Source organism: Serratia sp. CY56464 (assembly GCF_052168435.1).
Taxonomy (GTDB): domain Bacteria; phylum Pseudomonadota; class Gammaproteobacteria; order Enterobacterales; family Enterobacteriaceae; genus Serratia; species Serratia marcescens.
This window is the reverse complement of record NZ_JBJNMV010000003.1, coordinates 277,573-303,987: the sequence shown is the minus strand read 5'-3', so window position 1 is coordinate 303,987 and position 26,415 is coordinate 277,573. Positions and strand designations below refer to the sequence as shown.

Sequence of the window (26,415 nt, the reverse complement as noted above, 5' to 3'; positions counted from 1 at the left end):
TCCCTCGCTTTCATCTCCCTGTTATTTTTCGCCATTATCGTCGTCAGCGGCTATCTTCAAAGCACACTGACGGAGATTAACGACGCATGCCTGACCTTTCACGCAGAGATATCCTGCGGGCTGCCGCCATCGGATCGGCATTATCGCTGTTGCCCGCCTCGATTCGCAAAGCGCAGGCCATTCCCGCCAACAACCGCACCGGCACCCTGCGCGACGTCGAACACGTGGTGATCCTGATGCAGGAAAACCGCTCTTTCGATCACTACTTCGGCACCCTGCCGGGCGTGCGCGGCTTCAGCGATCGCTTTACCATCCCACTGCCCGGCGATCGCCTCGTCTGGCAGCAACAGGGTGCCGAACGGCTGGTGCTGCCCTACCATCTGGACAGCAAACGCGGCAACGCCCAGCGCGTCACCGGCACGCCACACTCGTGGGTGGATGAGCAAGCCGCCTGGGATCACGGCCGCATGAGCGCCTGGCCCACCTACAAAACGCCGGCCTCGATGGGCTACTACCGTCAGCAAGAGCTGCCGTTCCAGTTCGCGCTGGCCAACGCTTTCACCCTGTGCGATGCCTATCACTGTTCCATCCACGCCGGCACCAACACCAACCGGCTGTTCCACTGGACCGGCACCAACGGCCCGTCCGCCGCCAACGTGGCGGTAGTGGTCAACGAATGGGACAGCCCCGGCCCGGCGGACATCGGCTACCAGTGGACCACCTATCCGGAACGGCTGGAGGCGAGCGGCGTCAGTTGGAAGGTGTATCAATTCCTGCCGGACAACTTTACCGACAACCCTCTGGCGGGCTTTCGCCAATACCGCGCCGCCAGCATTCAAGTGGGCAACCCGGCTCGGCCGCCAAAAGACTTCAACGCCTTCGTGCCTTATCGCGACGAGCTCAACGCGACCGCGCCGCTGTACAAAGGCAACGGCAACACCCTGCCGGCCGCCGACGGCAACGACCTGGACGCCATGCTGGCCGGATTCCGCACCGACGTGCAGCAGGGCAAACTGCCGCAGGTCAGTTGGATCATCGCGCCGGCGGCCTATTCGGAACATCCCGATCCCTCCAGCCCGGTGCAGGGCGGCTGGTTCACGCAAGAGATCCTCAACGCGCTGACCGACAACCCGGAGGTGTGGAGTAAAACCGTGCTGCTGGTCAACTACGACGAAAACGACGGCTTTTTCGATCATATGCCTTCGCCTTCCGCGCCGTCGCTGCGCGAAGACGGCAGCTTCGCCGGTAAATCGACGGTGCCGTTCGATACCGAGATCTTCCAGCACGTGGCGCCGCCCGGCTCGCAAGACCAGCCGCCGCCGGACGGCCGCATCTACGGCCCCGGCCCGCGGGTGCCGATGCTGGTGCTGTCGCCCTGGAGCCGCGGCGGCTGGGTCAATTCGCAGGTTTTCGATCACACCTCGGTGCTGCAATTTTTGGAAAAGCGCTTTCAGGTGCATGAACCCAACATCAGCGCCTGGCGCCGCGCGGTGTGCGGCGATCTCACTTCGGCATTCAACTTTGTCGATCCTAACGGCGAAGCATTGCCGAGCCTGCCCGCCACCAGCCGCCACGCCGCCGACGGCCTGCGCCAGCGTCAGGAACAGCTGCCGCAGGTGCCGCTGCCGCCGCCCGCCCGCCAGCGTTTGCCACACCAACGCCGCCTGGCGCGCCCTTCTCGCGCACTGCCCTATCAGTTGCACGTCGAGGCCAGCGTCGCGACCGAGCAGCACCGCGTGACGCTGAACCTGTTCAATACCGGCGAGCAAGGGGCGGTGTTTCACGTCTACGATCGGCGAGACCTGACGCAAATCCCGCGCCGCTATACCGTCGAGGCCGGCAAGGCGGTCAGCGACGACTGGCGGGCGGAAAATGAGTACCATCTGTGGCTGCTCGGCCCCAACGGCTTTCATCGTGAACTGCGAGGTGCCCTGAGCCGGCCGCAGCCTGAGGTGCGTTTGCGCCCGACGGGCCGCAACCTGCTGCTGCAGTTGAATAACCCGGGCACCGAAGCGATAGCGATCACCCTCGAACGCTGCCCTTACACGCAGCAAGGCCCGTGGCCTGTCACGCTGCCTGCGGGCGGCAGCCACCAGCAAGCATTTGACGCCCGCGCCAGCGGCGGTTGGTACGATATTACGCTGCACAGCGCCGGGGGCTGGCTGCGTCGTCTGGCGGGGCGGCTGGAAGATGGCGAACACAGCGTCAGCGACCCGCTGATGGGCCATGAGTAACTATCGGCACTGTGGGAGTTCAAAAATCGAAAGGATATCGCTTATCATTGCCTTCTCGTTCTTCGCCGATTACCCAAGGATCTTCATGCCCGCTGTTCTTATCGCCAAAGCCGGCCGCTGGTTGGCCGCCTGCGTTTTACTGTTGGCCGGCGCCGCTCAAGCCGCGCCGATCGTCGTCACCGATGTCGCCGGCCGCCAGGTCACCCTGCCGCAACCGGCAAAACGCGTTATCCTGGCCGATGCCCGCGCGTTGCTGGCGCTGAATATTCTGCATCCGCAGGAGCCGCTGAAAAACATCATCGCCTGGGACAACTCGCTGAAGGTCAAAGCGCCGGATCTGGTTGAAGCCTACGCGAAAAAATTCCCGCAGGTCATGCAGATCCCCACCTTCGACAACCCCTACACCAGTGATTTCAGCGTGGAAAGCGCGGTGGTGCGTCAACCGGATCTGATCATTTTCGACATTGGCCTGCTGAGCAAATTGAAAGACAGCGGCGTGCTGACCCAGCTGGAAAAAGTCGGCATCCCGGTGCTGATCATCGATTTTCGCCAACAGCCGCTGACCAACACCATCGCCAGCATGGCGCTGTTGGGTAAAGTATTTGACGAGCAGCCCAATGCCGACGCCTTCATCCGTCTCTATCAGCAGCGCCTCGAGCTGGTGCGGCAGCGGGTCGCCACGCTGAAACCGGAACAGCGCCCCAGCGTCTTCATCGAGCGCAGCGCCGGCATCAAAGGCGAACAGTGCTGCAACACCTTCGGCAAAGGCAGTTTCGGGCAGTTCATCGATACCGCCGGCGGCAACAATATCGGCAGCACGCTGTTTTCAGACATGGGCGGTGAAGTAAACGTCGAACAGGTGATCAGCAGCAACCCGGATTTCTATCTGCTGACCGGCGCCGACTGGAGCCGCGGCCATCGCGGCACGCTGGCGGTGCCGCTGGGTTACGCCACCGATATGGCCACCAGCCAAAAGAAACTGGCGCACCTGCTGGATCGCACCGGCATTAACGTGCTGAAAGCGGTGAAAGAAAAACGCGTGATGGCGATTTATCATCAATTTTACGACACGCCGCTCAACTTTATCGCGGTTGAGGCGATCGCCAAATTCCTGCACCCGGCGCTGTTTAAAGATATTGATCCGCAAGCGGATATCGAAATGGTGCACCGGAAATTCACCGCGCTGGATTACAGCGGCGTCTTCTGGCTTACGCCACAATAACCCCCGCCAGGGCCCGCCAGCCGGGCCCTGTTTCCCGCAGTCATTATTTAGTTGCCTACTTAACTATCCCGTAACAATTTTATTTACTTGCCAATAATTATCATTAAGATTGTCTTTTCTAAAAAAATACATCCGGGTCTGAAACTCTTAAGGCATTATTATGTCACCTCTTTTTCGGCTTTCTCTGCTGACGGCTTCCATCGCCATCGCATTCCCTGTCCTTGCTACTGATAACTCATCTCAGAACGATACCGACACCGTGACCGTCGTCGGCAACTGGCTGGACAACCCTGATACCAGTTCGGTGCTGCTCAACCATCCGGGCGCGCGTTCCATCGTCACCCAGCAGCAAATGCACGAACAGGGCGACCAAACCATCGCCGATAGCCTGCGCGGCGTACCCGGCGTGCAAGTGCGCGACAGCAACGGCACCGGCGGCAGCGACATCTCGCTCAACGTCGGCGTGCGCGGCCTGACTTCGCGCCTTTCTCCACGCTCCACCATTCTGATGGACGGCGTCCCGCTGGCGGTCGCGCCTTACGGCCAGCCGCAGCTGTCGATGGCTCCGCTGTCTATCGGTAATCTGCAATCGGTGGACGTTGTGCGCGGCGGCGGCGCGGTGCGCTACGGGCCGCAGAACGTCGGCGGCGTGATCAACTTCGTTACCCGAGACATTCCCAAAACGTTTGGCGGCACCGCCAGCGTACAAACCCAGGGCGCCAGCCACGGCGGCCTGAAGACCCTGACCAGCGCCTCCGTGGGCGGCACCGCAGACAACGGCCTCGGCGCCGAACTGCTCTATTCCGGCCTGCACGGCCAGGGCTACCGCGACAACAACGACAACACCGACATCGACGATTTCATGCTGAAAACGCGTTATGCGTTTACCGATCGCGACGAACTGTTGGCCAATTTCCACTACTACGACGCCAAAGCCGGCATGCCGGGCGGGCTGAGCAGCGCGCAATACGCGCAGAACCCGTTCCAGTCCACGCGGCCGTGGGACCAGTTCGAAGGCCGCCGCAAGGATATGTCGTTCAAGTACAAACATCAGGAAGACGACAAACAGTTCGAAGTGTTGACCTACTTCACCGACAGCTACCGCGGCAGCAACATCGAATCGGAAGGCACCGGCAAAAACGCGGGCCAGCGGCGCATGGTTTCCTATCCGCGCCACTATTCAACCTGGGCGATCGAACCAAGTTACTCGCAGGTCTTCCGTTTCTGGGATATGGCGCACGAGATCACCCTCGGTTACCGCTACCTGAATGAAACCATGGATGAAAAGGCGTCTCGTTCGGCCTGGTATAACCCGGCGAATATCGGCTCGACGCCGGAGACCCCGGACTATTACCAGCACACCTCTGGCGGCACCGCAGCCAACGCGTTCTATATCGACGACACCATTAACGTCGGCAACTGGACGGTCACGCCGGGCCTGCGTTATGAAAGCATTCGCACCCACGTGGACGATTCGTTCAACAACATCAGCCGCGAGAAAAGCTACAGCGAGCCGCTGCCGTCATTGAACGTGATGTACCACTTGTCCGACGCCTGGAAACTGTTCGCCAACGCCAACACCTCGTTCGGCAGCATGCAGTATTTCCAACTGACCAAAGGCGGCAACGGCAACCAGCCGGCGCCGGGGCTGACGGCGGAAAAAGCGCGCACCTATGAGTTCGGCACCCGCTACGACGACACCGTGGTTAAGGCCGAGGCCACGCTGTTCTACATCGACTTCGATAACCAGCTGCAGTACATCAGCAACGACGTGGGCTGGACCAACATGGGCGCCACCAAGCACAAAGGCATCGAGCTGGCGCTCAGCTACGATCTCAGCGAGCTGAATCGGGCGCTCGACGGCGCCAGCGTCTACACCAGCTATACCTACACCAAGGCCAGCACCGACAAGGGCGACTTCGCCGGTAAAGATCTGCCGTTCTACTCGCGCCAGGTCTATACCGTCGGTACGCGTTACGCCACCGGCAGCTGGGTATGGAATCTGGACGGTTATGCGCAGTCGAAACAGCATTCGCCGGGCACCGGGCCGGAGTACATCACGCAGGAAAGCGCCGATGGCCAGTTCGGCAACATCGCCGGTTACATGGTGTGGAATATGCGCGGGGAATATAACTTCGGGCCGCAGCTGTCGAACCTGACGCTGGGCGCCGGGGTGAAAAACCTGTTCGATCAGCGCTACTTCACCCGCTCCAACGACAATAACTTCGGCAAGTACGTCGGCGAACCGCGCACCTTCTTCGTGCAGGGGTCGATCGCTTTCTGATACCCAGGCCCCCGATGGGGCTTCGGTATCACCGACAATAAAGACGAAACAGGCGCGCCAGGTGCGCGCCCATCGGCGTCAAGGTGGTGTCCTTCCGTTGGATAAGATAAAACGTCGCTTTCGGCAGACGCTCTTCCAGCTCAAGCGGCACCAAATGCTTGCCCAGAATCGGATCCGAAATCACGTCCACCGACAGAATGCTGACAAAATCGCTCTGCGCCACCAGGCTGGTACAGGCCATAAAGGTCTCACAGGTCACGCTGATCGATGGCGCCATGCCCAAGTCCCCGAACAGATCGTGCAATAGCCGGTAATAACTGCCTTTCGGCGTCGGCATGGTCCAGTCGCAGTGCTGCAGCTGTTTCAGCGAGGTCGCCCCCTCCATCGGATGCCCTTTGCGCACCACCACCCGATACTCTTTTTCCATCAGCCGTTCATACTGCAGCTCGTTGTCGAGGCTGCTGGGGTAATAGGTATTGACGGTAAAATCCAGCTCGCCCTGGCGCAGTTCTGGGATCATCGACACCAGTTGCCCCTCGACGATGCGCACCTTCACGTTCGGATACTCACGGTGAAACTGGGTGACCACCTGCGGCATCACGGTGCGCGCAATGCTGCCGCCAACGCCGATATTCACCGTGCCGCCCGCCAACCCCAGCCGCTGCTGAATGTCTTCCTGCGCCACCCGCAGCTCTTCGAGGATCAGGCTGGCATGCTGGAAAAAGTTATCGCCGCAGTCGGTCAATACCACCCCCTGACTGCGGCGAATAAACAGCTTGGCGCCCAGCACCTCTTCCAGCTCCTGAATGGCTTTGGTCAGTGCAGGCTGGGAAAGGCGAGAGGTGCGGCTGGCGGCGCGGATGCTGCCCTGGCGGCTAACGTCCACAAATGCACGCAATTGGTGCAATTTTATCGAGGCTGGCATAGGCGAAAGGCGATAACCGTTATTTATCAATAGCAAGATATTGGCATCTTATTTAGCCAGATTCCATTGTGTACATTCGGAAAAAACATAATAAATAACCAAATTCTTATTTCGCTTAATTAAGCGCATTTTCTGCGCCAATAAGCGCCATTCACGGCAGTTAGTAACCAAATACACCTTTTTACTTGCAAGAGCATCACCGTCTGATTTCAGTTCAGAGCATAACTGCTGCCTGGAGCGATCCAGCGCGCGATAACTTATGAGATATCACTATGACTAATTCGCTTTCGATGTTGGTGGCCGATCTGTACCCGCAATTGCAGGCCTGGCGCCGCGACTTCCACCGCTATGCCGAATCCGGCTGGTTTGAGTTCCGCACCGCCACCCTGGTGGCGGAAGAACTCGATCGGCTGGGTTATCGTTTGCAGCTGGGCCGCGAGGTCATCAAGGCAGAGGCGCGCATGGGACTGCCCTCGTCCGATGAGCTGGAGGCGCAGGAACTGCGCGCCCGCAATCAGGGCGCGTTGGAAAAATGGTTGCCGCACTTTTCCGGCGGCTTCGCCGGCATCGTCGCAACGCTCGATACCGGCCGCCCCGGCCCGATTATCGCCTACCGCGTGGATATGGACGCCCTCGATCTCAACGAATTGCTGGAACCCGAGCACCTGCCGTTCCGTGAAGGGTTCGCCTCTTGCAACAGCGGCATGATGCATGCATGCGGTCATGATGGCCATACCACCATCGGCCTGGGGCTGGCGCACGTGTTCAAAAGCCTGGAGTCCCAGCTTAGCGGCACCGTCAAACTGATCTTCCAGCCGGCGGAAGAAGGCACACGCGGCGCAAAATCGATGGTGGAGGCCGGCGTGGTGGACGACGTCGATTTCTTCACCGCGGTGCATATCGGCACCGGCGTGCCGGCCGGCGAGCTGGTGTGCGGCAGCGACAGCTTTATGGCCACCAGCAAGCTGGACGTTACCTTTCGCGGCGTCGCCTCCCACGCCGGCGCCAAGCCGGAAGACGGTCGCAACGCGCTGCTGGCAGCGGCGCAGGCTGCGCTGGGGCTTTACGCCATCCCGCGCCACAGCGAAGGCAGCTCGCGCATCAATGTCGGCGTGCTGCAGGCCGGCACCGGCCGCAACGTGATCGCCGATCGGGCGTTTATGAAGGTGGAGACGCGCGGCGCCACCAATGAGATCAACGCGTTCGTCTATCAACAGGCGCTGAACGCCATCGAAGGCGCAGCCAAAATGCACGGCGTCGCCTGCGACATCGCGCTGATGGGCGCGGCGCAGAGCAGCAAACCGACCCAACCGTGGGTGGATTACATCCGTCGCCAGGCGCAGCAGATAACCGAGCTGACCTCGGTGGTCGATCGCCGCGAACAGGCTGCGGGTTCGGAAGACGCCACCTACATGATGGAACGGGTGAAATCCCGCGGCGGCCAAGCCTCATATGTCATTTTCGGCACCGAGCTGAGCGCCGGACACCATAACGAGAAATTCGACTTCAACGAACAGGTGATGGCGGTGGCGGTGAAAACGCTGGCGTCGCTGGCGCTGAACCTGCCGACATTCGGGAGCGGAGCATGAGCAACTCAGAACTGCAGGCTTTTATCGACGACTACATTGACCAACGCCAGTCCCGCTTCAGCGCGCTGAGCGACGCGATTTGGGACCATCCGGAAACGCGCTTTAACGAGACCTATTCCGCCACGTTGCTGGCCGATGCGCTGGAACAGGAAGGCTTCTCGGTCGAGCGCGGCGTGGGCGACATCGAGACGGCGTTTATCGCCAGCTACGGCAGCGGTCACCCGGTTATCGCGCTGCTGGGCGAGTACGACGCGCTGGCCGGGCTGAGCCAGCGGTCCGGTTGCGCCACGCCGCAGCCGCTGGTGGAAAACGGCAACGGCCATGGCTGCGGCCACAATCTGCTGGGCACCGCGGCGCTGGCGGGCGCCTTCGCCGCCAAGGCGTGGATGCAGCAGAACCGGCTGACCGGCACCCTGCGCTTCTACGGCTGCCCGGGCGAAGAGGGGGGCTCCGGCAAAACCTTTATGGTGCGCGAAGGCCTGTTCGACGACGTCGACGCCGCCCTCACCTGGCACCCGGAAGGCTTCAGCGGCATGTTCAACACCAGTACGCTGGCCAACATTCAGGCGGCGTTTCACTTCAAGGGCGTCGCCGCCCATGCCGCCAACTCGCCTCATCTGGGGCGCAGCGCGCTGGACGCGGTGACGCTGATGAATACCGGCGCCAACTTCCTGCGCGAACATATCGTGCAAGAAGCGCGGCTGCACTATGCGGTCACCCACACCGGCGGCAGCTCCCCCAACGTGGTGCAGGCCGACGCAGAGGTGTTGTACCTGATCCGCGCACCGCAGCTCGACCAGGCGCAGGACATTTACCAACGGGTGATTAACATCGCCAAGGGCGCAGCGCTGATGACTGACACCCAGATGGAAGTGCGCTTCGACAAGGCCTGCTCCAACTATGTGCCAAACCGCAGTCTTGAACGCGCGATGTATCAAAACCTGTGTGATTTCGGTCTGCCCGAGTACAGCGACGCCGAACGCCGCTTCGCCGAGGAAATCCGCCAGACGCTGAGCCGCGACGATCTGCGCAACGCCAAACTCAACATTGCCCGCACCGGCGGTGCAGCCGGGCGCGAGTGGGTGCAACTGCTGGGAGATAAGGTGCTGATGGACGAGGTCGCTCCTTATGTGGAATCCGACGATCTGCTGTACGGCTCTACCGACGTTGGCGACGTGAGCTGGGTGGCGCCGACCGCCCAATGCTTTAGCCCCTGTTTCGCACTCGGCACTCCGCTGCACACCTGGCAACTGGTGGCGCAGGGCCGCACCGCTATCGCCCATAAGGGCATGTGCCTGGCCGGCAAGGTGATGGCGGCGACCGCCGTCGATCTGCTGAGCGACAGCGCCCTGCTGGCGCGCTGCCGCAGCGAGTTTGAGCGCCGGCGCGCCGAACAGCCGTACCGCTGCCCCATCCCGCAGGGGGTGAAGCCATCTCCATTGAAATAGCATGAACAGACAGGGCCCGGAACACCGGGCCACCGAGCATAATTATAAATAAATCAAATAATAACAATCACACAACAGAGCAAACACAGAGGGTAAAATCATGAGTGAGGCCACAACGCCAATCAATAAAAGCCCCGGACGCGTTTTTTACTGGGTGGAACGCATCGGCAATAAGATCCCCAATCCGTTTTTATTGTTCGTCTATTTGATCCTGGTGCTTATGCTGGCCACCGCGCTGTTTTCCTGGCTCGATGTGGCGGTGAAAAATCCGGCCACCGGCGAGCTCATCAAGGTGAATAACCTGATGAGCGTGGCGGGCATGCAGTGGATATTTCCCAATATCATCCATAATTTCAGCAGTTTTGCGCCGCTGGGGGCTATTTTGGCGCTGGTGATAGGCGCCGGCCTGGCGGAAAAGGTCGGCCTGCTGCAGGCGCTGATGTATAAAATGGCCTCGCGCGTCAGCGCCCGCTACGCCAGCTATATGGTGCTGTTTATCGCCTTCTTCAGTCATATATCGTCGGACGCCGCGCTGGTGGTGATGCCGCCGCTCGGCGCGCTGATGTTTGTAGCGGTGGGTCGCCACCCGATAGCCGGACTGCTGGCGGCGATCGCCGGCGTCGCCTCCGGTTTTACCGCCAATCTGTTGATCGTCACCACCGACGTATTGCTTTCCGGCATCAGCACCGAAGCCACCAAAGCGGTGGATGGCGCGGTTCACGTCAGCGTGATAGACAACTGGTACTTTATGGCCACCTCCGTGATCGTGCTGACCATCGCCGGCGCGCTGCTCACCGACAAGTTTATCGAGCCCCGTCTGCCGAAGTGGCAAGGCGGCGCCGAAGACAAAATCGCAGCGCTGACCCCGCTGCAGAACCGGGGGCTGATGATGAGCGGCATCGCCGCGCTGGTGTTTATCGCCATCATCGCCGCTCTGGTGGTGCCGGAGGCCGCGCCGCTGCGTGACCCGAACACCGGTTCGGTGATCCCTTCCCCGTTCATCAAGGGTATTGTGCCGATCATCATCCTGTTCTTCTTCACCGTCGCCATTACCTATGGCGTAGTCACCAAACAGATCCGGCGGCCGGACGATATTCCCCACCACTTGCTCGATCCGATGAAAAGCATGGCGGGTTTCATCGTGATGGTGTTTCCGCTGTCGCAGTTCGTGGCGTTCTTTAACTGGAGCAACATGGGCAAGTTTATGGCCGTCGGTCTGACCGATATGCTGGAAGCCGCCGGCATGAGCGGCGCACCGGCATTTCTCGGCCTGATGTTCCTCTCCGCCTTCCTGTGCATGTTCATCGCCAGCGGCTCGGCGATCTGGTCAATTTTGGCGCCGATCTTCGTGCCGATGTTTATGCTGCTCGGTTTCCACCCGGCGTTCGCCCAGATGATCTTTCGCATCGCCGACTCTGCAGTGCTGCCGCTGGCGCCGATGTCACCGTTCCTGCCGCTGTTCCTCGGCTTCCTGCAGCGCTACCGCAAAGACGCGCAGCTCGGCACCTATTACGTGCTGATCCTGCCCTATCCCGTGGTGTTCTTCAGCGTGTGGATTTTGCTGCTGCTGGTCTGGTATGCGCTAGGCTTGCCAATCGGTCCCGGCGTCTATCCGAAGCTGGGCTAAACGCCCCGCTATCTCGCCCCGCGCTGGTTCGCGGGGCAGATTCCCTCTTCCCCAAGCCCAGCAGAAAGATTGATCTTCCTCACTGACCAAGCGGCTCTGAGGATTATTTCATTGCCTTGCTAAACCGGTTCTTCTATTTTAGCTCACCATCTGACAACGACAAAAACAGGGATTAAGCATGATGAATCGCGTATGGGTGCTGGGCGACGCCGTGATCGACCTGATGCCGGAAAATGCCAACGGTTATCTCAAATGCCCCGGCGGCGCGCCGGCGAACGTGGCGGTGGGTATCGCCCGCTTGGGCGGCGACAGCGCCTTTATCGGCCGGGTGGGGCAAGACAGCTTCGGCGCCTTTCTGCAGCAGGTGCTGAGCGATGAAGGGGTGGATATCGGTCATATGCGACCGGATCCCGAACACCACACCTCCACGGTGGTGGTGGATCTCGATCAGCACGGTGAGCGCTCATTCACGTTTATGGTGCAGCCCAGCGCCGATCTGTTTTTGCAGCCCGACGATCTGCCGGCTTTCCAACGGGGCGAATGGCTGCACCTCTGCTCCATCGCGCTGTCGCAGGAGCCCAGCCGCAGCGCGGCCTTTACGGCGATGGAACGCATGCGGGCAGTCGGCGGCCGGGTCAGTTTCGATCCCAACATCCGCGAAGAGGTCTGGCGTCAGCCGGAAGCGCTGCGCCCCTGCCTGCAAAAGGCGCTGCTGCTGGCGGATGTGGTGAAACTGTCGCGCGAAGAGCTGGCTTTCATCAGCCACCTTGACGATGTGGAGAACGGCATCCGCTGGATGATGCAAACCTATCCGCTGCGCCTGCTGCTGGTGACGCTGGGCGGCGACGGCGTCTGCGTACACGATGGGCATCGCCTGCGCCATTTCCGCGCGCCGTCGGTCGTGCCGGTCGATACCACCGGCGCCGGCGACGCGTTTGTCGCCGGGCTGTTAGCGGCGCTGGCGCGCCTTCACGCATTGCCGCAGGACGCGCAATGGCCGGCGGTTATCGCCCAGGCTCAGGCCTGCGGCGCGCTGGCCACCACAGCCAAGGGCGCCATGACCGCCCTGCCTCACGCCGAAGAGCTGGCCGCTTTTCTGCGTTGATCCCCTGCATCCACGGCGATCCCCTGGGCGCCGTGGTCTTTTAACCCGCGATTTGCGCGCTCGATCACAATAGCTGAATCGGGTTAGCAAACTTGATTGCCAGTCCGCTCCTCGATCGTTATCTTTCGCCATGAAAAACCGGTTTAGCAATTTAGCAAAAAATAATAACAACCCTTCCCGGATGATAGACGATGATGAAAAAACTCAGCTATTTGGCGATAACAACAGGGCTTTTCCTCTCCACGTCTGCCGCTGCAGCCTCCGGCGACGGCGACATCGAGGCGCGCCTCAACGCGCTGGAACAACGCCTGGCGCAGGCGGAACAGCGCGCCGCTCAGGCTGAAACTCGCGCCACCGCGGCGGAACGCCGGGCGCAACAGCTGGAACTGCGCACCGCCAGCACCGAAAGGCAAACCGCGCAGGTCGTGCAGCGCGCCGCCGCGCTTGAAACGCAATCCTCTCCGACCAGCGCGCTGAAACTGAACGGTTTCAACGATCTGAAACTGTACGGCGACGTGGAGTTCAATCTGGACGGCGCCAGCCGCAGCGGCCAGCTGACGTCGCTGAAAGGCAGCGACCACAAGGACTGGAAACCCGGCAACAAAGAGCGCTGGGACATCAATGGCCGCATTCTGGTCGGGCTGGACGGCTACCGCCGCAATCCGGACGGCAACTTCTCCGGCTTCAGCGTCCAGCCGCTGGCGGACATGAGCGGCAAAATGAACCTGGACGACGCCGCTTTCTTCTTCGGCAATGAAAAGAACTGGCAAACCAAAATCGGCCGCTTCGAAGCCTACGACATGTTCCCGCTGAATCAGGACACCTTCATTCAATACTCCGGCAATACCGCCAACGACCTGTACGCCGACGGCTTCGGCTATATCTACATGATGAAAGAAGGCCGCGGCCGCAGCAGCAGCGGCGGCAACCTGATGCTGAGCAAATACGCCGGGGATGTCTATTTCGAACTGAACACGCTGGTGGAAGACGGCACCTCGCTGTTCCAGGACAACAGCTACCACGGCAATGCGCTGGAAAATAAGAAAAACGTCGCCTATTTGCGCCCGGTGATCGCCTGGAAGAAAGACGCCTTCAGCATCGCGGCGGCGATGGAAAGCAACGTGGTGAATAACGCTTACGGCTATCAGGACAGTCAGGGCCGCTTCGTCGACCAATCCAAGCGCAACGGCTACGGCATGACGATGAGTTGGAACAACAGCGCCGCCAACCCGGATAACGGCGTGGTGGCCAACCTGAGCACCGCCTATCTGGATGCCTCAGGCGAGCAAGACTTCACCGCCGGCGTCAACGTGCTGTGGCGGCGCTTCGAACTGGGTTATATCTATGCCCATAACAATATCAAAGAGTTCAATACCGCCGGGATCGCCGCCGATATCCACAACCCGCTCAGCGAACCGGGCAACTACGACATCCACACCGTTCACGCGTCGTATCAGATACCTAACATTATGAATATGAAGAATTTCAACCTGTATTTAGGCGCCTATGTGTCGCTGCTGGAAGCCAACGCCGCCAACAAGATCGCCAACGGCGACAACGACCAGCGTTACGGCATGCGCGCCAGATTCAAGTATTTCTTCTGACATCGATTCACGGCGCTGCGCCGCAAACTGCGCGGCGGCATTTTTATTTAGCAAGGGGACAACATGGACATTACCGCAACCGCCAACGCGCTGTTGCCGCTGCTCGGCGGTAAAGAGAACATCGCCAGCGCCGCCCACTGCGCCACGCGCCTGCGCCTGGTGCTGGTGGACGACAGCAAGGTGGACAAAGAGGCCATCGGCAAACTGGACGGCGTTAAAGGCTGCTTCAGCAACGCCGGTCAGATCCAGGTGATCTTCGGCACCGGACTGGTCAACAAGGTGCATGCGGAATTCATCAAGGCGGCGGGCGTCAGCGAATCCAGCAAGGCCGAAGCCGCCGATATCGCGGCGAAAAAGCTCAACCCGCTGCAGCGCATCGCGCGCCTGCTGTCGAACATCTTCGTGCCAATCATCCCGGCGATCGTCGCTTCCGGCCTGTTGATGGGGCTGCTCGGCATGGTGAAAACCTACGGCTGGGCCGATGCCAACAGCGCGCTGTTCATCATGCTGGATATGTTCAGCTCGGCGGCGTTCATTATCCTGCCGATTCTGATCGGTTTCACCGCCGCACGCGAATTCGGCGGCAATCCCTATCTGGGCGCCACGCTCGGCGGCATTTTGACGCATCCGGCGCTGACCAATGCCTGGGGCGTCGCCGGCGGGTTCCACACCATGAATTTCTTCGGTCTGGACATCGCCATGATCGGCTACCAGGGCACGGTATTTCCGGTGCTGCTGACGGTGTGGTTCATGAGCCTGTTGGAAAAACGTCTGCGTAAGGTGATCCCCAACGCGCTCGATCTGATCCTGACGCCGTTCCTGACGGTGGTGATCTCAGGCTTTGTCGCCCTGCTGTTTATCGGCCCCGCCGGCCGTGCGCTGGGCGACGGCATCTCCTTCGTGCTCAGCACGCTGATCGCTCATGCGGGGTGGTTCGCCGGGTTGCTGTTCGGCGGCCTCTATTCCGCTATCGTCATTACCGGCATCCACCACAGTTTCCACGCGGTAGAGGCCGGGCTGCTCGGCAACCCCACTATCGGCGTCAACTTCCTGCTGCCGATCTGGTCGATGGCCAACATCGCTCAGGGCGGCGCCTGCCTGGCGGTCTATTTCAAAACCCGCGACGCCAAAATCAAAGCCATTGCGGTGCCTTCGGCCTTTTCCGCCATGCTCGGCATCACCGAGGCGGCGCTGTTCGGCATCAATCTGCGCTTCGTGAAACCGTTTCTGGCGGCGCTGGCGGGCGGCGCGCTCGGCGGGGCCTGGGTGGTGGCCAACCATGTCGGCATGAACGCGGTCGGGCTGACGGCGATCCCCGGCATGGCGATCGTGCAGGCCAGTTCTCTGGTCAGCTATATCATCGGTCTGGCGATCGCGTTTGGCAGCGCCTTTGTCCTCTCTCTGCTGCTGAAATACAAAACGGACGCGCAATGATGGAAGAACTCAGCTTAATCAAACAGGCAATGCGGGCGGTCATGAACGGCCAGCCGCTCGCGCTGCGCGATCCGCACCGCCCGGCCTGGCATCTGGCGCCCAGCGTTGGCCTGCTGAACGATCCCAACGGCTTTATCCAGCACAACGGCGTTTATCATCTGTTTTATCAGTGGAATCCGCTGGGTTGCGATCATCGCAACAAATGCTGGGGACACTGGCAGTCGGCCGATTTGCTGCGTTGGGAGCACCAGCCAATCGCCCTGGCGCCCAGCGCCTGTTACGACAGCCACGGCTGTTACTCCGGCTCGGCGGTGGCGGCGGAAGGCAAAATCACGCTGATCTACACCGGCAACGTGAAATTCCCAGACGGCTCACGCACCGCTTACCAATGCCTGGCTCAGGAAAGCGAACGGGGCGAATACCGCAAGCTCGGGCCGGTGCTGCCGCTGCCGGAGGGCTACAGCGGTCACGTACGCGATCCGAAAGTGTGGCGTCATCAAAATGACTGGTACATGGTGCTCGGCGCGCGTGACTTGCAGGATCGCGGTAAGGTGCTGCTGTTTCGTTCCAGCAATCTGCGTGACTGGCAATCGCTGGGCGAGATCGCCGGTTCCGGTCTGAACGGCTTAGAGGAATTCGGCTACATGTGGGAGTGCCCGGATCTGTTCACGCTGGACGGCGCCGATGTGTTGATCTGCTGCCCGCAGGGGCTGGCGCCGCAGCCGGAACGCTATCTCAACCGTTATCAGGCCGGCTATCTGCTCGGCAAGCTGGATTACCGGCAGGCGGCCTTCAGCCACGGCGAATTCCGCGAGCTGGACGCCGGCTTCGAGTTCTACGCGCCGCAGACGACGCTGGCGGAAGATGGCCGCCGCCTGCTGTTCGGCTGGATGGGCGTGCCCGATCAAGATGAAGAAGCCCATCCGACGCGCCGTTACGGCTGGATCCACACCATGACCTGCCCGCGCGAGCTGTCGCTGCGGCATGGCCGCCTCCACCAGCGCCCGGCGCGCGAGCTGCAACAGCTGCGCGGTGAGCGAGCTGGCTGGCAAGGCCGCGCCGATGACGCCCCCGCCTATGCGCTGGGGGCCGCGGAGTTGCAAATGACGCCGCAGGGCGCGTTCAGCGCAACCTTTGGCGACGCGATGACGCTGAACTGGGACGGCGAAAGGCTGCAGCTGACGCGCACTTCCCTGACCGACGGCCGGCCGGAGCACCGTTACTGGCGCGGCTCGGTCACGCATCTGCAACTGCTGTTCGATCGTTCCAGCGTGGAAATTTTCATCAACCGCGGCGAGGCGGTGATGAGCGCGCGCTACTTCCCGGCTGGTGAGCCGCAACTGCGGCTGTGCGGGAGCGCGCCGCTGGCGTTGGAATACTGGCCGCTGACGCCATGCATGCTAGAATGACGCATCCTCCGATGACTTCAGATGGCGTCAGTGAAAAAAAATAAACGCATTACCATCAGTGACATCGCCACGCTGGCCGGGGTGTCGAAATCGACCGCCAGCCTGGTGCTGAACGGCCGCAGCAAGGAATATCGGGTGTCCGACGACACCCGCGATCGCGTTCTGGCGCTGGCGCACGAACACCATTATCAGCCCAGCATCCACGCCCGCTCTTTGCGCTCCAACCGCAGCCACACGCTGGGGCTGGTGGTGCCGGAGATGACCAACTACGGCTTTGCGGTGATTTCGCGCGAGCTGGAAACGCTGTGCCGTGAAGCCGGTCTGCAGCTGCTGATCGCCTGCACCGATGAAAACCCGGCGCAGGAGATGATGGCGGTGAACAGTCTGGTGCAGCGGCAGGTGGATGGCTTGATCGTCGCCTCCAGCCAGTTGAACGACGCGGAATACCAGAAGATCAACGCCGGGCTGCCGGTGGTGCAGATGGACCGTCTGATCGCCGGCTCTGAACTGCCGCTGGTGATCACCGATTCGGTCAATTCGACTGCTGACCTGGTGGAAAAGGTCGCGCGCCAACATCCGGATGAGATCTATTTTCTCGGCGGGCAGCCGCGCATTTCGCCGACCCGCGATCGCCTCGCCGGCTTCCAGCTTGGCCTGGAGCGCGCCGGCATCACATGCAAACCGGAATGGATCATCAACGGCAACTATCACCCCAGCTCAGGTTATGAGATGTTTGCTCAGCTGTGCGCACAGCTGGGGCGTCCGCCTAAAGCGCTGTTTACCGCCGCCTGCGGCCTGCTGGAAGGCGTATTGCGTTATCTGACTCAGCATCAGCTGATGGAGAGCGACATTCACCTGTGCAGCTTCGACGATCACTACCTGTTCGACTGCATGACGCTGAAGATAGACACGGTCGCGCAAGACTGCCTGGCACTGGCGCAACATAGCTTCGACCAAGTCACCGCGCTTATCGACGAACGGCCGCTGGAACAGAGCGCGCTTTATCTGCCGGGCCGTATCCACTGGCGTCATGCCGGTTCCCGGGCTTTGTTAGCCGGGGAGTGATATCTCAGAATCAATAAAAAAGGGCGCCTGAGCGCCCTTTATCGTTTTGCTGCCGCTACTTGGCGGCGCCCTCCATGCCCACCAGCCCCACTTTCAGGTAGCCGGCTTTACGCAGGGTGTCCATCACGCTCATCAGCGTTTCATAGTCCACGCTCTTGTCCGCCTGGAAGAAGATGGTGGTTTCTTTGTTAGCCTGGGTACGTTGATCCAGCACCGAAGTCAGCTGATCGGCATTCACCGGCTGATCGCCGACGTAGAGCTGCTTGTCGGCCTTCACCGACAGGAACACCGGTTTTTCCGGCCGCGGCTGCGGCTTGGCGGAAGAAGCCGGCAGATCGACGCGGATATCTACCGTTGCCAGCGGCGCGGCCACCATAAAGATGATCAACAGCACCAACATGACGTCGATAAACGGCGTCACGTTGATTTCATGCAGTTCGCCGCTGTCGTCCAGATCTTCATTTAAGCGCATCGCCATGACTCACCCCGCCCGCAGTTGGTGCGCGTGCTGTGAGCGCTTGGCTTCCGCCGTCGCGGCCAGATCCAGATCGCGGCCCTGCAGCAGCATGACCTGCGCCGCCACGTCGCCCACCTGGGCGCGATGGCCGCTGATGACGCGGGCGAAGATGTTGTAGATAACGACGGCAGGGATCGCCGCCACCAGGCCCAGCGCGGTCGCCAGCAGCGCTTCCGCGATGCCCGGCGCCACAACCGCCAGGTTGGTGGTCTGCGAATGGGCAATGCCGATGAAGCTGTTCATGATGCCCCACACGGTGCCGAACAGGCCGACGAACGGCGAGATGGCGCCGATGGTGGCGAGGAAGCCGTTGCCGCGGCCCATGTTGCGGCTGTAGGCCGCCACGCGGCGCTCGAGGCGGAAGCCGGTGCGCTCTTTGATGCCGTTGTTGTCGTTGGATTCCGCAGACAGCTCCAGCTCGTTTTGCGCATCGTTCAGCAATACCGCGCTGACGCTCTCCGGGGCGAAGTTTTGCGCCAGCTCGGAGGCTTCATCCAGCGAGCGCGCTTCGGCCAGCGCCAACTGCTCGCGGCGCAGACGGCGCTTGGCGCGCAGCAGTTCGCTGCCTTTGGAGAACAGAATGGTCCAGGTCACGATCGAGGCCAGCACCAGGCCGATCATTACCGCTTTCACCACCGCGTCGGCGTGCTGGTACATGCCCCAAACGGACAGGTCCATGCCGCGGGTTTCCGGTGGCTGGATCGTTGGCGCCGGATTCACCGGCGTGATGCTCTCCGGCGCGGCGGCTGCCGCAGGTGCAGGCGCGGTGGTCGGCGCAACGCTTTCGGCAACGGCCGGATTGCTCGCCGGCGCGGCCTGCGCGCTGCCGGCCAGCCCCACGACCAGCACCATAGAAGCCATCAGGCTGCGGCCGAAGGCCTTGCCCCACTGCGCCCGGCCCTGGCCGAACGATCCTTGATTTAAATTCTTGCCAGCCGTTTTCACGCTGTGCCTCCACCCATTACCGATCAAAATTAAGGAATAATTCAGCGTGCGATCATATCAAACCAACCGGGGATTGATAGTAGTTCTCATTATTATTTACCAAATAAACGAGAAAATTTTAGCCAGCCCCGCCATAAAGCGCCAATCTGCGTCCGTTCACCGCCAACTGCCCCTTTTATAGGGTTATTTCGTTACTTTTCTCCCACAACGACGCAACAACGCCGCGCTGCCGAACGGCGTCTTGACCGATGAATGGGCTTCTCTCTCGCACCACGGCAGAAGGATGAGGCGAGAAATGCGCGCCCGACAGACAATTATAGCCGTTTCTATATCTGGAAGTTAAAACGTCTGGATGGCTATATTAACTCATGTTAACGTAAGGGCTATCGCAAACGGGCACGTGCAGAGCAACCAGAGGTGAGCCAGGTACCATGACGTCAAAACATATCGAAACCACGCTGATCGGCGCCGGCCGCAGCCAGCGTTACACCCAGGGCTCCGTCAATCCCGTCACGCAACGCGCCTCTTCTTTGGTCTTCGACTCCGTCGCTGCCAAAAAACACGCCACCGCGCAACGCGCCCACGGCGAGCTGTTTTACGGCCGACGCGGCACCCTGACCCACTTCGCCCTGCAGGATGCGATGGTGGAGCTGGAGGGCGGCGCCGGCTGCGTGCTGTACCCCTGCGGCGCGGCGGCGGTGGCCAATGCGATCCTGTCGTTCGTCGGCGCCGGCGATCACCTGCTGGTCACTGGTTCGGCGTACGAACCGACCCAGGATTTCTGCACCCATATCCTCGGCCGCATGAACGTCAGCACCACTTATTTCGATCCGCTGATCGGCGCCGATATCGCCACGTTGATCCAACCCAACACCCGCGTGGTGTTCCTGGAATCCCCCGGCTCCATCACCCTGGAAGTGCAGGACATTCCGGCGATGGTGCAGTCCATTCGCGCCGTGGCGCCGGAGGTGGTGATCATGATCGACAATACCTGGGCGGCGGGCGTGCTGTTCAAGGCGTTGGATTTCGACATCGATATCTCCATTCAGGCCGGCACCAAATACCTGATCGGCCATTCCGATTACATGCTCGGCACCGCCGTCGCCAACGCGCGCTGTTGGGATCAACTGCGCGAGTACTCCTATCTGATGGGGCAGATGGTGGATGCCGACACCGCCTACATGGCGAGCCGCGGCCTGCGTACCCTGAGCGTGCGCCTGAAGCAGCACGAACGCAGCAGCATTGAGGTCGCCAACTGGCTGGCCGAACGGCCGGAGGTGGCGACGGTCAATCACCCGGCCCTGCCCAGCTGCAAGGGCCACGAGTTCTATCGCCGCGACTTCAGCGGCTGCAACGGGCTGTTCTCCTTCGTGCTGAAAGAGCGGCTGGATGATGCGCAGTTGGCCGCCTACCTGGACAACTTCAGCCACTTCAGCATGGCCTACTCCTGGGGCGGCTTCGAGTCGCTGATCCTGGCCAATCAGCCGGAAGAACTGGAAGCGATCCGCCCGGCGGGCGGCGTCGATTTTTCCGGCACGCTGGTGCGGTTGCATATCGGTCTGGAGAACGTCGAAGACCTGATCGCCGATCTGGCGGCCGGCTTCGATCGCCTCAACGGCGTGCGCTAAGGCGGATTCCGATAATTTTCTTCGTCTCGTTTAATGTCGGCTTAAGCTATTAGCGGTACACTAACCGGGTAACTGTCAGATACGGTAACCGCCGCATCCTGGAGAACGTGACCCCGGGCGCAACCGGCATGCAACAGGACATAAAATGGATGTATTACGAGAGATTATTCATGCGCTTTGGCAGCAGGACTTCATCGCCCTCGCCGATCCAAGCGTAATTTGGGTGGTTTACGCCGTACTTTTCACCACTCTGTTTTTGGAAAACGGACTGCTGCCCGCCTCCTTCCTTCCCGGTGACAGCCTGCTGCTGCTGTCGGGCGCGCTGATCGCCAAAGGCGTGATGGGCTTTGCCCCCACTCTGCTGATACTGACCGCCGCCGCCGGCCTCGGCTGCTGGCTGAGCTATATCCAGGGCCGCTGGCTGGGCCACACCGGCCTGGTGAAGAGCTGGCTGCTGCAACTGCCGGCACAGTACCACCAGCGCGCGCACAACCTGTTCAACCGCCACGGGCTGACGGCGCTGCTGATCGGCCGCTTCCTCGGTTTCGTGCGCACCCTGCTGCCGACCATGGCCGGCATTTCCGGGCTCAACAGCTCGCGCTTCCAGGTGTTCAACTGGCTGAGCGCGGCGATCTGGGTCTGCGCGCTGGTCGGCCTCGGCTACGCGTTCAGCCAAATCCCTCTGGTGAAACGCTATGAAAGCCAGGTGATGACCGGCCTGATGCTGCTGCCGCTGCTGCTGCTGTTCGTCGGCCTGCTGGGCGCCATGCTGGTGATCTGGCGTAAAAAACGCGCCGCCTCTTCCTGAACCGGGCGCGCTACAGCGCCTTCTCGACCAACGCCAGACTGGCAGGCAGTTTGTTCACCAGCGTATCCACCGCCAGCCGCACCTTCAGCGGCAGGTGGGGCGTGTGCGGCCACACCGCATGCGCTTCAAAGGCGGCGCCCGGCCGATCGCGCAGCAAGCGCACCAGCGCCCCGCTCAACAACTGCTCACGCACCAGCCAGCACGGCAGCCAGGCAATGCCGAAACCCGCCGTGGCCGCATCCGCAATCGCCTGCATGTCGTCCATTTGCAGCCGGTTATTCGGCATCACGTCCTGCGGCTTGCCGTCGCTATCCAATACCAACCAGCTGCGCCGCGCGCCGGCGCGCATATAGGTCACCGCCTCATGCTGCGCCAGTTGCTCGATGCTGTGCGGTTCGCCGCACCGCTGCAGATAGGCCGGCGAGGCGCACAGCGCCATGCGGTGATCGCCGATGCGGCGCGCCACCAAGCCGCTGCTGTTGGCCAGCGTACCGTTGCGAATCGCCATATCGAAGCCGTCCTCAATCAGGTCCACCACCCGATCGCTGAACGACAGCTCCAGCTCCAACCCAGGATGCTCGCGCGTCAGTTCGGTCAGCAGCGGCGCAATGCACATGCGGCCAAACAGCACCGGCATCGACACCCGCAGCCGGCCGCTGACCTGTCGTTTCCCCGACTCCAGCAGCGTTTCCGCGCCACGGATCTCCTCCAGCGCCCGCAGGCAGCGCTCATAAAACAGCGCACCGTCGTCGGTCAGGCTCTGGCTGCGCGTGGTGCGATGAAACAGCCGCACCCCCAGCCGCTGTTCCAGCCGGGCGATGGTTTTGCCGACCGCCGAACGCGAAAGATGCAGCCGACTGGCCGCCAACGCAAAACTGCCCGCCTCCACGGCGGTAACGAATACCGAAATGCCGCTCAACCGATCGCTCATGATTTGTCGCTCTGAAAGAAACAATCTGCGGAAATCTTATCGCCACTGGCGAACCTCTATCAACGATATTATCGGCAGGTCTGTTAATCGCTGACTTTGGAGAACATCATGACCAATACAATGCAACGCTGGACGATGAGCGCCCTGGGGCGTGAGCACCTGCAGCTGAGCGCAAGCGCCATCCCACAGCCGGGGCCGCACGAAATCAGAGTGAAAGTGAAGGCTGTCTCACTCAATTACCGTGACAAATTGATGATTGAAAGCGGCATGGGGCTCACGCTGCCGCAGCCGTTCACGCCCGCCTCGGACATGGCCGGCGAGGTCGATGCCATCGGCCCCGGCGTCAGCCGCTTTCAGCCCGGCGCGCGCGTCATTTCCACCTTCAGCCCCGGTTGGCTCGACGGCGAGCAAAAACCCTACGGCGATGCGCGCCGGGTGCCTTATCACACCCTCGGCGGTTTTTATCAGGGCGTGCTGGCGGAATACGTGATAGTGCATGAAGATTGGCTGGTGGCGGCGCCGGCGTCGCTGGACGATGTTCAGGCCAGCACCTTGCCGTGCGCCGGGCTGACCGCCTGGTTCGCACTGGTGGAGCAAGGCAGGCTGCGCGCCGGCGACTCGGTATTGGTGCAAGGCACCGGCGGCGTGGCGCTGTTCGCGCTGCAGATCGCCAAAGCGCACGGCGCCGAGGTGTACGTCACTTCCGGCAGCGACGAAAAATTGGCGCGCGCCAAGGCGCTGGGCGCCGACCGCGGCATCAATCGCCTGCATGGCGACTGGGTGGAGAAGGTCTATCAGCTGACCCAGGATCGCGGCATCGACCATGTGGTGGATACCGTGGGCGGCACCAACCTCGGCAATTCGGTGCGCGCCGTGGCGGTGGGAGGACGCATCTCGGTAATAGGCATCCTGGAAGGCAACGAAATTTCCGCCCCCGCCGGCCCGCTGCTATTAAAATCCGCAGTGATTCAGGGCATCGGCGTCGGCCACCGCCGCGCGCTGGAAGACCTGGTGCGCGCCGTGGACGCCGTCAACCTGCAGCCAGTGATCGACCAGGTATACCGCTTCGATCAGTTGCCGCAGGCGCTGGATCACCTCGATCGCGGGCCATTCGGCAAGATCGTCTTAACCCCATAAATGCGGCTCAGCCCTCCAGCAACAGCGGGTTGGCCTCGCGCAGCCGGGCGACTTCATCGCTCGGCGTCATGCCGAACAGCCGTTTGAACTCGCGGCTGAACTGCGACGCGCTTTCGTAGCCGACGCGGATCGCCGCCGTGCTGGCCTTCAGACCGTCATGAACCATCAACAGTCGCGCCTTATGCAGCCGGTACGACTTCACGTACTGCAGCGGCGAGGTGTTGGTCACCGCCTTGAAGTTGTGGTGGAACGCCGAGACGCTCATGTTGACCTCGCTGGCCAACTGCTCGACGTTGATGCTGTCGGCATACTGATGTTCGATACGCCGCAGCGCCTTGGCGATCTGGCTGAAGTGGGTATGCCGATTGACCAACTCCTGCAGCGACGCGCCGCAGGCGCCGCGCAGCACATAATAGAGAATCTCCCGTACGATCTGCGGCCCAAGCACCCGGGCGTCGAGCGGATTGGCCATCACGTCGAGCAGACGCTCGGTGGCGCACAGCAACTCTTCCGTCATTTCCGCCAGGTTCACCCCGTTGCTCTCCGCGCGCGGTTGCATCAGGTAGTCGTCATCGCCGATGTCGATCAGCAAGTCCTGCAGCATTTGGGTATCGATATTGACCGCCAACCCAACCAGCGGCAGTTCCGGGCTGGCGAAGGTTTCGCATTCAAACGGCAGCGGCACCGTCATCAGCAGGTAGTTGCGCGGATCGTATTGGAACTTCTTATTGCCGCAATAGCCGACCTTGTGCCCCTGAAAAACAATGACGATCCCCGGTTCATACATCACCGGCTGACGCGGGCTGTGGCGATCGACATACAAAATCTTCACCCGCGGCACCGGCGACGGCGTGTAGCCGTTGCCGCTGGCGATAGCCATCGCCTGGCGCGCCATGCGGCTGCGCAGCGCATCGATTTCAATCACGGAAACACCCTCTTACAGTCAGAACGATTCGGCATAAATCATAATTTAAAACTCGCCATTTCTACAGCCATTTGTAGAAATAGGCAAGAACCAAACAGGAATGTGCATTGTGCGTTGCCGCCCGGTTCCTGACAATACGGGCCAGACACCTTTGCGCCACTTTGGCGCCCGCCTGACAGAAAGAGAGAAATCAACCATGCACAACTTCATTCTGCATACCCCAACCAAAATCCTGTTCGGCAAGGACCAAATTGCCGACGTGGCCGGCCAAATCCCGGCGGACGCGCGCATCCTGATCACCTACGGTGGCGGCAGCGTAAAGAAAAACGGCGTGCTGGATCAGGTGCATAGCGCGCTGGCCGGCCGCGACGTGCGGGAGTTTTCCGGCATCGAGCCTAACCCGACCTACGAAACGCTGATGAAAGCGGTCGAGGTGGTGAAAGCGGAAAACATCGATTTCCTGCTGGCGGTCGGCGGCGGTTCGGTGGTTGACGGCACCAAGTTCATCGCCGCCGCCGCCCGTTATACGGCCAGCAACGACGCCTGGCACATTCTGCAGACCGTCGGCAGCCACATCGCCGACGCAGTGCCGATGGGCTGCGTGCTGACGCTGCCGGCCACCGGCTCCGAGTCCAACAGCGGCGCGGTGATCACCCGCAAAAGCAGCGGCGACAAGCAGCACTTCTTCTCGCCGCTGGTGCAGCCGCGCTTCGCCGTGCTGGATCCGGTGGTGACCTACTCGCTACCGCCCCGCCAGATCGCCAACGGCGTGGTCGACGCCTTCGTGCACACCCTGGAGCAGTATCTGACCTACCCGGTCGACGCCAAGGTGCAGGATCGCTTCGCCGAAGGCCTGCTGTTGACCCTGCTGGAAGACGGCCCGCGCGCACTGGCCGAGCCGGAGAACTATGCGGTGCGCGCCAACGTGATGTGGAGCGCCACCATGGCGCTGAACGGCCTGATCGGCGCCGGCGTGCCGCAGGACTGGGCGACCCACATGCTGGGCCACGAGCTGACCGCCATGCACGATCTCGACCACGCGCAAACGCTGGCCATCGTGCTGCCGGCGCTGCTGCACGAGAAGAAAGCGCAGAAGCGCGAAAAACTGCTGCAGTACGCTGAACGCGTCTGGGGCCTGCGCGAAGGCAGCGAAGACAGCCGGATCGACGGCGCCATCGCCGCCACCCGCGCCTTCTTCGAACAGATGGGCGTGCCGACCCGCATGGCGGATTATCAGCTCGACGGCAGCAGCATTCCGGCGCTGCTCGACAAGCTCCATCAGCACGGCATGACCGCCCTGGGCGAGCATCAGGACATTACCCTGGACGTCAGCCGCCGCATTTATGAAGCGGCGCGTTAATCGCAAAACGGCGATTTTTTGCTAGGCTTTAGTCTCCGCCAGCCATTTTTCGCCGCATCCTGCGCCCGGCCGATCACCGGGCGCAGTCGGGCGCTTCAGCGCCGCCGATCGTTTCGCACCACTCGTCTTACCGCTCATTCGCAGGGAGAGCGGGGAGAAAATGGCCCTCCCGCCACCGCTGAAATTAGGCTGGCAAACCCGGCAACCGCCCATTTTGC

General features: G+C 61.4%; 20 protein-coding genes. 15 read left to right on the top strand and 5 right to left on the bottom strand.

Annotated features, from left to right (window positions below):
* Positions 1–86 precede the first annotated feature (86 nt).
* The 3 genes from ACJ8KE_RS17595 (at position 87) to ACJ8KE_RS17585 (ending at position 5,740) form a co-directional block, all read left to right on the top strand.
* Positions 87–2,234 carry a phosphocholine-specific phospholipase C gene (locus tag ACJ8KE_RS17595; RefSeq protein ID WP_442517329.1) on the top strand — a complete coding sequence of 716 codons (2,148 nt, stop codon included), beginning with the start codon at positions 87–89 and terminating at the stop codon, positions 2,232–2,234.
* 85 nt (positions 2,235–2,319) lie between these two features.
* A complete protein-coding gene (locus ACJ8KE_RS17590) occupies positions 2,320–3,456 on the top strand; it encodes an ABC transporter substrate-binding protein (protein WP_049299862.1) in 1,137 nt (378 codons plus the stop codon).
* Between the two features lie 160 nt (positions 3,457–3,616).
* Positions 3,617–5,740 carry a TonB-dependent receptor family protein gene (locus ACJ8KE_RS17585; protein WP_028127597.1) on the top strand — a complete coding sequence of 708 codons (2,124 nt, stop codon included), beginning with the start codon at positions 3,617–3,619 and terminating at the stop codon, positions 5,738–5,740.
* A gap of 28 nt (positions 5,741–5,768) precedes the next feature.
* Here ACJ8KE_RS17585 and ACJ8KE_RS17580 read toward each other — a convergent pair whose 3' ends face one another.
* The gene (locus ACJ8KE_RS17580) at positions 5,769–6,665 is read right to left on the bottom strand and encodes a LysR family transcriptional regulator (protein ID WP_015379061.1); all 897 of its coding nucleotides are present in this window, start codon (positions 6,663–6,665) and stop codon (positions 5,769–5,771) included.
* A gap of 272 nt (positions 6,666–6,937) precedes the next feature.
* Here ACJ8KE_RS17580 and ACJ8KE_RS17575 point away from each other — a divergent pair, with 272 nt between their 5' ends.
* The 8 genes from ACJ8KE_RS17575 to ACJ8KE_RS17540 all read left to right on the top strand — a co-directional run bounded on the left by ACJ8KE_RS17575 (position 6,938) and on the right by ACJ8KE_RS17540 (position 17,946).
* A complete protein-coding gene (locus tag ACJ8KE_RS17575) occupies positions 6,938–8,254 on the top strand; it encodes a M20 family metallo-hydrolase (protein ID WP_048796751.1) in 1,317 nt (438 codons plus the stop codon).
* Entirely contained in the window at positions 8,251–9,702 is a 1,452-nt protein-coding gene (locus ACJ8KE_RS17570; protein WP_079450163.1) for a M20 family metallopeptidase, read from the top strand. Before ACJ8KE_RS17575 ends, ACJ8KE_RS17570 begins: the two co-directional genes overlap by 4 nt.
* Before the next feature lie 100 nt (positions 9,703–9,802).
* A complete protein-coding gene (abgT, locus tag ACJ8KE_RS17565; RefSeq protein ID WP_028127596.1) occupies positions 9,803–11,329 on the top strand; it encodes a p-aminobenzoyl-glutamate transporter in 1,527 nt (508 codons plus the stop codon).
* A gap of 178 nt (positions 11,330–11,507) precedes the next feature.
* Positions 11,508–12,434 carry an aminoimidazole riboside kinase gene (locus tag ACJ8KE_RS17560; protein WP_079450162.1) on the top strand — a complete coding sequence of 309 codons (927 nt, stop codon included), beginning with the start codon at positions 11,508–11,510 and terminating at the stop codon, positions 12,432–12,434.
* Positions 12,435–12,628: 194 nt separating this feature from the next.
* A complete protein-coding gene (locus ACJ8KE_RS17555) occupies positions 12,629–14,038 on the top strand; it encodes a carbohydrate porin (RefSeq protein WP_442517331.1) in 1,410 nt (469 codons plus the stop codon).
* A 63-nt stretch (positions 14,039–14,101) separates the two neighbouring features.
* The gene (locus ACJ8KE_RS17550; RefSeq protein ID WP_033639379.1) at positions 14,102–15,472 is read left to right on the top strand and encodes a sucrose-specific PTS transporter subunit IIBC; all 1,371 of its coding nucleotides are present in this window, start codon (positions 14,102–14,104) and stop codon (positions 15,470–15,472) included.
* Complete coding sequence (locus tag ACJ8KE_RS17545) at positions 15,472–16,881, top strand: sucrose-6-phosphate hydrolase (protein WP_110147606.1); 1,410 nt, start codon at positions 15,472–15,474, stop codon at positions 16,879–16,881. The genes ACJ8KE_RS17550 and ACJ8KE_RS17545 overlap by 1 nt, the downstream gene beginning before the upstream one ends.
* 21 nt (positions 16,882–16,902) lie before the next feature.
* On the top strand, positions 16,903–17,946 hold the full coding sequence (locus ACJ8KE_RS17540) for a LacI family DNA-binding transcriptional regulator (RefSeq protein WP_016930122.1): 1,044 nt from the start codon (positions 16,903–16,905) through the stop codon (positions 17,944–17,946).
* A gap of 55 nt (positions 17,947–18,001) precedes the next feature.
* Here ACJ8KE_RS17540 and exbD read toward each other — a convergent pair whose 3' ends face one another.
* Positions 18,002–18,424, bottom strand: coding sequence for a TonB system transport protein ExbD (exbD, locus tag ACJ8KE_RS17535; protein WP_004937307.1), 423 nt, complete (start codon positions 18,422–18,424; stop codon positions 18,002–18,004).
* 3 nt (positions 18,425–18,427) lie between these two features.
* Complete coding sequence (gene exbB / locus ACJ8KE_RS17530; protein ID WP_072270933.1) at positions 18,428–19,408, bottom strand: tol-pal system-associated acyl-CoA thioesterase; 981 nt, start codon at positions 19,406–19,408, stop codon at positions 18,428–18,430.
* Between the two features lie 431 nt (positions 19,409–19,839).
* Between exbB and metC the strand changes: the two genes are divergently transcribed.
* Entirely contained in the window at positions 19,840–21,036 is a 1,197-nt protein-coding gene (gene metC, locus ACJ8KE_RS17525; RefSeq protein WP_306376953.1) for a cystathionine beta-lyase, read from the top strand.
* Positions 21,037–21,181: 145 nt separating this feature from the next.
* Positions 21,182–21,844, top strand: coding sequence for a DedA family protein (locus ACJ8KE_RS17520; protein ID WP_004937300.1), 663 nt, complete (start codon positions 21,182–21,184; stop codon positions 21,842–21,844).
* A gap of 10 nt (positions 21,845–21,854) precedes the next feature.
* Here the strand turns inward: ACJ8KE_RS17520 and ACJ8KE_RS17515 are convergent, their stop codons facing one another.
* The gene (locus ACJ8KE_RS17515) at positions 21,855–22,775 is read right to left on the bottom strand and encodes a LysR family transcriptional regulator (RefSeq protein WP_306376954.1); all 921 of its coding nucleotides are present in this window, start codon (positions 22,773–22,775) and stop codon (positions 21,855–21,857) included.
* Between the two features lie 108 nt (positions 22,776–22,883).
* Between ACJ8KE_RS17515 and ACJ8KE_RS17510 the strand changes: the two genes are divergently transcribed.
* Complete coding sequence (locus ACJ8KE_RS17510; RefSeq protein WP_079450160.1) at positions 22,884–23,912, top strand: zinc-dependent alcohol dehydrogenase family protein; 1,029 nt, start codon at positions 22,884–22,886, stop codon at positions 23,910–23,912.
* A gap of 7 nt (positions 23,913–23,919) precedes the next feature.
* Here ACJ8KE_RS17510 and ACJ8KE_RS17505 read toward each other — a convergent pair whose 3' ends face one another.
* Complete coding sequence (locus tag ACJ8KE_RS17505) at positions 23,920–24,807, bottom strand: AraC family transcriptional regulator (protein WP_156866316.1); 888 nt, start codon at positions 24,805–24,807, stop codon at positions 23,920–23,922.
* A 226-nt stretch (positions 24,808–25,033) separates the two neighbouring features.
* Here ACJ8KE_RS17505 and yqhD point away from each other — a divergent pair, with 226 nt between their 5' ends.
* Positions 25,034–26,197, top strand: a complete 1,164-nt coding sequence (gene yqhD / locus ACJ8KE_RS17500; protein WP_016930127.1) for an alcohol dehydrogenase — start codon at positions 25,034–25,036, stop codon at positions 26,195–26,197.
* Positions 26,198–26,415 lie beyond the last annotated feature (218 nt).

Coding starts and splice junctions, on each gene's coding strand:
- ACJ8KE_RS17595 (WP_442517329.1), top strand. CDS start 87: ATGCCTGACCTTTCACGCAGAGATATCCTGCGGGCTGCCGCCATCGGA.
- ACJ8KE_RS17590 (WP_049299862.1), top strand. CDS start 2,320: ATGCCCGCTGTTCTTATCGCCAAAGCCGGCCGCTGGTTGGCCGCCTGC.
- ACJ8KE_RS17585 (WP_028127597.1), top strand. CDS start 3,617: ATGTCACCTCTTTTTCGGCTTTCTCTGCTGACGGCTTCCATCGCCATC.
- ACJ8KE_RS17580 (WP_015379061.1), bottom strand. CDS start 6,665: ATGCCAGCCTCGATAAAATTGCACCAATTGCGTGCATTTGTGGACGTT.
- ACJ8KE_RS17575 (WP_048796751.1), top strand. CDS start 6,938: ATGACTAATTCGCTTTCGATGTTGGTGGCCGATCTGTACCCGCAATTG.
- ACJ8KE_RS17570 (WP_079450163.1), top strand. CDS start 8,251: ATGAGCAACTCAGAACTGCAGGCTTTTATCGACGACTACATTGACCAA.
- abgT (WP_028127596.1), top strand. CDS start 9,803: ATGAGTGAGGCCACAACGCCAATCAATAAAAGCCCCGGACGCGTTTTT.
- ACJ8KE_RS17560 (WP_079450162.1), top strand. CDS start 11,508: ATGATGAATCGCGTATGGGTGCTGGGCGACGCCGTGATCGACCTGATG.
- ACJ8KE_RS17555 (WP_442517331.1), top strand. CDS start 12,629: ATGAAAAAACTCAGCTATTTGGCGATAACAACAGGGCTTTTCCTCTCC.
- ACJ8KE_RS17550 (WP_033639379.1), top strand. CDS start 14,102: ATGGACATTACCGCAACCGCCAACGCGCTGTTGCCGCTGCTCGGCGGT.
- ACJ8KE_RS17545 (WP_110147606.1), top strand. CDS start 15,472: ATGGAAGAACTCAGCTTAATCAAACAGGCAATGCGGGCGGTCATGAAC.
- ACJ8KE_RS17540 (WP_016930122.1), top strand. CDS start 16,903: ATGGCGTCAGTGAAAAAAAATAAACGCATTACCATCAGTGACATCGCC.
- exbD (WP_004937307.1), bottom strand. CDS start 18,424: ATGGCGATGCGCTTAAATGAAGATCTGGACGACAGCGGCGAACTGCAT.
- metC (WP_306376953.1), top strand. CDS start 19,840: ATGACGTCAAAACATATCGAAACCACGCTGATCGGCGCCGGCCGCAGC.
- ACJ8KE_RS17520 (WP_004937300.1), top strand. CDS start 21,182: ATGGATGTATTACGAGAGATTATTCATGCGCTTTGGCAGCAGGACTTC.
- ACJ8KE_RS17515 (WP_306376954.1), bottom strand. CDS start 22,775: ATGAGCGATCGGTTGAGCGGCATTTCGGTATTCGTTACCGCCGTGGAG.
- ACJ8KE_RS17510 (WP_079450160.1), top strand. CDS start 22,884: ATGACCAATACAATGCAACGCTGGACGATGAGCGCCCTGGGGCGTGAG.
- ACJ8KE_RS17505 (WP_156866316.1), bottom strand. CDS start 24,807: ATGGCGCGCCAGGCGATGGCTATCGCCAGCGGCAACGGCTACACGCCG.
- yqhD (WP_016930127.1), top strand. CDS start 25,034: ATGCACAACTTCATTCTGCATACCCCAACCAAAATCCTGTTCGGCAAG.